Consider the following 6,707-nt stretch of genomic DNA (forward strand, 5'->3'; position numbering starts at 1 on the left):
GCTGTAGGCGCTGGAGGCGTGGAGGGGGCCGGAGCCGGGGGAGAAGCCGAAAGAGGTGGAGCTGAACCGGGGGCGGGGCCGGCCGGCACCCGTCGGCCCCGCCCCCGGTTCAGCTCCGGTCCCCCCGGCTGCACGGCGTGGGGCCGCAGCGGATGCGTGCCGTTGCCGGCCCCCGCGCCCGCGAACGCCCGTTGTCGGGCGCCCTTCGGACAGCGCGGGGCCGGCGGTGCCGGTCAGGTGAAATGGACGATGATCCTGCCGCTGTTGGAACTGTCGGTTTCCACCCGCTTGTAGAAACGCTTCATGTGCCGCTGGTTCAGGTAGGCGAGAACATGCTGCCTGAGTTGGCCACGCCCCTTTCCTGGAATGATCGCGACCTTCGACTCGCCGGAGCTGTACGCCTTGAAGAGAAAAGCGCGCACGCTCCGGTCGATGTCGCGGTTGTTGCGGAAGATGGGATGCAGGTCGAGCGTCAGCACGGCAACTCCTCGGTCAGCACGGCCGATGACGCGGCTCAGGCGTGGCACACCATGCTGGCACAGCCGCCGAACGGCATCAATCGGCCGGGAAACGACGCCGCGGCCGCAGGCGGGGACCACACCAGGGGCGCGGCGGAGTTCCTTTCCGTTTCCGTGAAAGTGGTGACCGTTCAACGACCGTTTCTTCCCCGGTGCCGTCGGGCCCTCGCCGGGCACCGGGTTTCCGTAATCTGGCGACGGGTCGTGCTGCTCGGACGCCGCTGTTGTTTCCCGGCCGCGCCGGGTAGAGTGCGAGAGAGTTTCCGAACTGCGGTCGGTGGCCCGGAATTCCGCGCCCGGCTTTCGCGTGCCCGCCCGAACCGGTCACCCCGGGCCCGGGCAGCGGTCGCCCCCGTCAGCCCTTCCGGTGCAGCCCGCCCTCGCCGCACGGCCCGGCACCCCACGCCCTGCCGGTGCGGTGACCGGGGGAGGCGCCGGCCCACGGCGTCGCGGCCGTGAACTCTTCGGGTCCCGGCAGCATCTCATCACACGGGCCGGTGACGCGGGACCACCGCCGCCGTGGGGGTCAGGAGGAGCAGATGAGGGGTTGGGAAGACCAGTGAGCGAGTCGCAGAACGAAGACGCCAAGCGGCGGGAGCGGGCCCGCCGGGTCGACGCGTTGACGGAAGCGGCCCGGCAGCCCGGTGAGGGCCCCCGGCTCGGTACCCGGATAGCGGGTGCGGTGGCCGTGGTGGCGCTGGTCGCGGGCGCCACCCTGGGCATCGGTGCCTGGAACTCGTACAAGACGGAACAGGCCGCCAAGGAGAAGAAGGCCGCCGCGGCGTGGAAGAAGCAGCAGGCCGCCTCCCGGAAGTCCGCGCTGAAGACGCCGTCGCCGAGCGCGTCGAAGAAGACGAGGAACAGCGAGCTGCCCACGCTCACCAAGCAGCGCTCAAGTGGCGGCGGCACCACGGCCAAGGCGACGAAGACCGAAAAGCCGGACCAGACGGTGAAGAAGCCGAAGTCGAAGGTGCGGCTGAACAACAAACTGAAGATGGCCGGCGCAGGCTACTCCCGCGTCGTGCTGGTCAACCAGGACAGCAAGCAGTGCGCCGACATCCCGAACTTCGGCCCGCAGCCCGACGGCGTCCCCGTCAACCAGTACCCCTGCAACACCAGCACCGCCGACAACCAGCAGTGGAACATCACCGTCTCCCACCCGGGCGCCGGTGCCGAGGGCGGCGACCTGGTGATGCTGGCCAACGTCAAGGACGGGCACTGCTTCGACCTCCCCGAGGGCGGGGGCAAGCCCCCCGGCACGCCCCTCCACACGGCCAACTGCAACGGCAATATGGACGACAACCAGCAGTGGCGGATCGAGGACCTGCCGGACGGCCGGAAAAAGATCCACAACTTCGCCAGCAACGGTCTGTGCCTCCAGGTGAACAACAATTCCCACACCAACGACGCCCCGCTGATCATCGGCGACTGCCAGGCCCCCTCGTCCAACTGGCTGCTGCGGAAGTGAGGAACGTCCGAGACTGACGGACGGATGACTGGCCGGCGGGCGGCTGACGCTCCCGCCGGCCTTCTCCGGTCCGGCACGCCGCGGCTGTCGCTTCACACACGCCCTCCGGCCCGCTCCGCCGTGCCCATACGGCACTCGCCGCACGGCAGACGACCGCATCGAGCCCGCCAACCCACGGCAAACGGACGGGGAAAGCGGGAAACCGGGCACCGGGATGACCGGTGCGGGGCGGCACCGGCTGTCTTCGGACGGCCGTCGGCAAGCCGTCGGCGCTGCCCGGTGCCGACTTTCACAACGGGCGGCAGACGAACTCCAGGAATGGCGAAACGGAACCGTGTGAAGCCTGAAAGGGCAAAAGCGGCAGCGGTGGGAACCTTCCGTGTCCGGATGGCGGCGCGCCGCACGGGAGGTGAACGATTTATGACCGGAAGCACGGCGTCTGCGGCGCCAACTGCGCCAATTGACGTGAAAACTTGACGCGCTATAGAGTCATTTCGACCTGGGGGTGGCGCCGGACACGGAATTCGCGGGTCCTTCTCCCGCGACCGCGGCGCCGGTCGGAGGCGTGCCGTGTGACTGGGACCAGGAGAACGCGATGGAGCAGGCCGAGCGTCGAAGCGCGGAATGGGGACCATTCCGAGGTGCCGCTGCCGCCTGTCGCCACGGGAACCGGCCGCGCGACAGGCGGGTGCGCGGCGCACCGGGTTCGCCCCGGGCTGGAACGTGCGGCATGCGCTTCGCGGAATGACGACAGCCGAAAGTAATTGAACGCATGCGTTCAGGTATGTAGGTCCCCCCTCGGCCTTCACGGATCTCCACCGGACAACGGTGCGGGTGATCCGGGACCTGGGAACCGGCCGGCCGGTACGCGGACTTCCGCGCACTGCGGCTTCGCGGCCTTCGACAACGGCGCCCACCCCGCGCCCACCGTCCCGCCCGCCGTACGAGCGCGTACTCGGGCCGCGCCCGGAAGACGTGGAAAACGCGAACCACGCGAACCACGCGAACCACGCGAGGCACGTGAGGCACGCGAGAAATACGGCCCCGGGCGAGAACCGGTACTCAGCAACCAGCATCCAACCCAAGTAGTCACCGGGGAGGGCCACCGCATGGAGGACGAGCAGCCCGCAGCCGTCACGAGGAAAGGGTGTGCTGAGGAATGAGCGACGACGGCAGCAACACGGCGGGTGGCGGCGGCATAGCGCCGCCGCCGATGCCGGGTCTGGGCCCGCCCGCCGGCAGCACGGACGGCAGCGCTCCCCCGGTGCCCGAAGAGTGGCAGCGGCAGGCGAACGCCGACCAGATCGGCGACTACGCCCGGACGCCCTACCCCTCCCCTCCCCCGACAGAGCAGTCCACTGACACGGGCACCGGCGGAGGGGCGCCGCCCGCGGGGACGGAGGGCGGCACCGGCGGCGAGGGCAGCGCGCCGTCGGACTACTCACTGGCGCAGTTCCATGTGGACCTCCAGGCGCTGTCCGACGCCACGACCGAGGTGGGGCACGTCTCCACCGAGATCGCGGGCTACATGCGCACCATCGCCACTCTCGCCACCCAGCTCCACGACCACTGGGACGGCCCGGCCTACCTCTCCTTCGACTCGGTCCAGCAGTGGTTCCAGCGCACCGAGAAGCAGCTGCACGACCTTCTGGACGAGATCGTCCGCAGGATGAAGATCTCCTACGACAACTTCCACCAGGCCGAACTGGTGAACCTCGCCAACCTCCAGGGCTCCCAGCAACAACTCGCGGGTACCCCCCAGCCGCCGCGGCCGCGTGAGGTGTATGTGCTGGAACACGCGGGAGCTGACGGCGCGTCCGCGGGTGGTGGTGCGGGGTCAGGCGGTGGTGAGCAGGGCGGTGGTGTGCCGTCGCTGCCGCGCAAGGAGTTGCTGGTCGAGCACGTCAACGCCGATGGCACGCCCGTGGGTGATGCGGGGCAGGGTGGTGGCGATCAGGGTGGTGCGGTGCCGTCGTTGCCGCGCGAGGAGTGGGTGGTCGAGCATGTGAATGCTGATGGCACGCCCGTGGGTGATGCGGGGCAGGGTGGTGGCGATCAGGGTGGTGCGGTGCCGTCGCTGCCGCGCAAGGAGTGGGTGGTCGAGCACGTCAATGCTGATGGCACGCCTGTGGGCGGGGCGGGGTCAGGCGGTGGGGATCAGGGTGCTGCGGCGTCGGTGGCTGGGGGTGCGCACGAGGAGGGGCCGCGGGTTTTGCTTCCGGCTCCGGAGGGTGTGACGGGCCCGTTCAAGCCGGAGACCGTGCCGCTGGATGAGTATCTGAGTGGTGCTGGTGCGGCTGGTGGTGATGCTTCGGCCGGTGCTGGTGGCGATGGTTCGGGGGGTGCTGTTGCTGGTGGTGCGGTGCCGTCGTTGCCGCGTCAGGAGTGGGTGGTCGAGCACGTCAATGCTGATGGCACGCCTGTGGGCGGGGCGGGGTCAGGCGGTGGGGATCAGGGTGCTGCGGCGTCGGTGGCTGGGGGTGCGCACGAGGAGGGGCCGCGGGTTTTGCTTCCGGCTCCGGAGGGTGTGACGGGCCCGTTCAAGCCGGAGACCGTGCCGCTGGATGAGTATCTGAGTGGTGCTGGTGCGGCTGGTGGTGATGCTGGTGGGGCGGTGCCGTCGTTGCCGCGTCAGGAGTGGGTGGTCGAGCACGTCAACGCCGACGGCACGCCCGTGGCGGGGCCGCCCCCCGGCGGTAACGGTGGGCAGGGCTGATGAGCGTCCGAAGAACGGTGGACGTCCGCACCGCGGCCTGCCGCCGCGGTGGCCGAGGCCCGGTGCCGGAGCCGGACATACGAGGAGCCGGGCACCCTCGTGGTGCCCGGCTCCGTCCCGGCGCGGTGTCAGCCTCCGGGCGGCGGGGGGAACCGGGAATCCCGGTCGGCCTGGCTGTACATCTGCCCGGCTATGTTGATCATGGCGATGTACTCGCCGGTGGCTGCCAAAACGCTGCCGACCTGCGCCAGGGCCTTCTCCATCATCGGCACCATGGTGGCGCCGAACTCGTCACCGTTGAAGTCGGCCGGCTCGTCGTGATGCTGGGTCGTGTCGCCGCTGGCGTTCAGGCCGATGCCGCTGGCACCCGGGCCTCCGGTGTCGTATATGTGCCGCAAGCCCTGGCCGAAGACGTGGTCCTTCTCCGCGAGGAACTTCGTGCGCAGCTCCTCGTAGCCGTCCACGGCGGTGCGGGTGCTGTTGAGCATGCTCTGCTCGGCTTCCCGGACCTCGCCGGCCTTGAAGGTGAAGTTCGTGTCCGGCGAGAACGTCGGCTTCTCTCCGCCGCCGCCCGACTGTTCCTCCAGCGGGGGCTTGTCGTTGAAGGACGGCAGCTTGTCCCAGGCGGTGTCGAGGGCCGGGATTTCACCGCTGAAGTCCTTGCCCTTGTCGGGATTGGCCTCCGCCTGTTCGTCCGAGTTCTTGGAGTCGTCGTCGGGCGGGGGCTGGAGCGGATGCGAGTCGTACTGAGAGTTGATCGGGTCGGTCATCGTCTGCCGTCTCTCTTCGGGAGGGCCGATCTGGTGCTGCGGTCGCCCGGGAGGCCGAGGGCCTGCGTCCGGGCTGCCCACGTTTACCAGACATCAGTCGGAAATGTCAGTGGTTCGCCGCACTTTATGTGCGTACAAAGACGGAAATACCCCGCGCCTGTGCGGCGTTGCGGTGGTTCCGGAGGCGGTCCCCGGACGGGTTGTGCGCCCGGGGCAGCGGGACGGGGACCGGGCGGGACCGTGAAGGACGCGGTCCATGCGAAGGGTCCGATACGGAAGGGAGAGGCAGCATGAGCGAGGGCGACGGGACGGACCCCGGACAGGTGATGCTGGCCGCCGGGCTCGCGTACAGGACCCGCATGGACTACGACTGGACCACCCTGCGGGCGCATCCGCAGGAGATGGACCTGCTGGCCACCAAGTTGGGGTGGCTGGCGGACCAGGTGGCCGGCCGTATCCACCACATCAACGAGATTCTCAACGGCCTTCACCTCCAGTGGCAGGGCGAGTCCGCGGAGGAGCAGAAGGACATCAGCGACAGGTGGCTGCGCGTCTTCAGCGCGCTCTTCGGGACCAAGGACCACCCGGAGACGGGGGTGTTGAACGCGCTCGTCGGGGGGGTGCAGAAGGCGGCCGGCAACTTCGGGCAGGCCGACGACCACGCCTGGAAGATGTTCAACGACTACCACATGGCGCTGACGGCACCCCCGATGGACCAGATCATCGCCGGAACGGCCATGATGACGTCCGCCGACCCGGAGGCCACGTACCAGTCCGTGCTGGATCAGCTGCACAAGCCGCCGGAGGACCAGATGAACACCGACCGCACCGCGGTCACCGCCGACTACCCAGGTGACGACGGGACAGCTCTGCAACAGACCAAGCACCGCGACCAGGACGGGTGAGGTCCGCGCACGAGTGGGCCGAGCGCCCGGGGGCCGTGCCGTCGCAGGCACCGTACGGCTCCGGCTCCCGCCCCACGCGTCCGCACCACCCGCACCCGCACCAGCCGCACCCGCCGCCGTACCAGGGCAGCCGCACCACCCGCACCGTCAGCCACCCCCCGCAGCAGCTAGACAGCTAGGCAGCACACCCCATGAGTCGAAGCCCGAACCACCGCCTGATCCGCAGCGTCCCGCCGGTCACGCCTGGGCGGACGTCGTTCGCGCGTTTCGGAACCGTTCACCAGGCGGCGGTCGCCGTCGCACAGCAGGACGTCTGAGAGGAGCCGGGCG

General features: G+C 69.6%; 5 protein-coding genes. 3 read left to right on the forward strand and 2 right to left on the reverse strand.

Annotated elements, in window-relative coordinates; genetic code table 11:
* Positions 1 to 233: 233 nt before the first annotated feature.
* Positions 234 to 479, reverse strand: a complete 246-nt coding sequence (locus FM076_RS17435; RefSeq protein WP_173871834.1) for a Smr/MutS family protein — start codon at positions 477 to 479, stop codon at positions 234 to 236.
* Positions 480 to 1,077: 598 nt separating this feature from the next.
* On the opposite strand from FM076_RS17435, the gene FM076_RS35010 reads away from it, so the two are divergent.
* Both FM076_RS35010 and FM076_RS17445 read left to right on the forward strand, forming a co-directional pair.
* Positions 1,078 to 1,986 (forward strand): RICIN domain-containing protein, encoded by a 909-nt coding sequence (locus tag FM076_RS35010; RefSeq protein WP_173871836.1) that lies wholly within the window; start codon positions 1,078 to 1,080, stop codon positions 1,984 to 1,986.
* 1,159 nt (positions 1,987 to 3,145) lie between these two features.
* Positions 3,146 to 4,702: a WXG100 family type VII secretion target gene (locus FM076_RS17445; protein WP_173871838.1), complete on the forward strand. Its 1,557-nt coding sequence runs from the start codon at positions 3,146 to 3,148 to the stop codon at positions 4,700 to 4,702.
* Between the two features lie 128 nt (positions 4,703 to 4,830).
* Here FM076_RS17445 and FM076_RS17450 read toward each other — a convergent pair whose 3' ends face one another.
* The gene (locus FM076_RS17450) at positions 4,831 to 5,472 is read right to left on the reverse strand and encodes a hypothetical protein (RefSeq protein WP_173871840.1); all 642 of its coding nucleotides are present in this window, start codon (positions 5,470 to 5,472) and stop codon (positions 4,831 to 4,833) included.
* Positions 5,473 to 5,762: 290 nt separating this feature from the next.
* Here FM076_RS17450 and FM076_RS17455 point away from each other — a divergent pair, with 290 nt between their 5' ends.
* Entirely contained in the window at positions 5,763 to 6,377 is a 615-nt protein-coding gene (locus FM076_RS17455) for a hypothetical protein (protein WP_173871842.1), read from the forward strand.
* The last annotated feature ends 330 nt before the right edge of the window (positions 6,378 to 6,707 follow it).

Source organism: Streptomyces albus subsp. chlorinus (genome assembly GCF_013302895.1).
GTDB lineage: Bacteria > Actinomycetota > Actinomycetes > Streptomycetales > Streptomycetaceae > Streptomyces > Streptomyces chlorinus.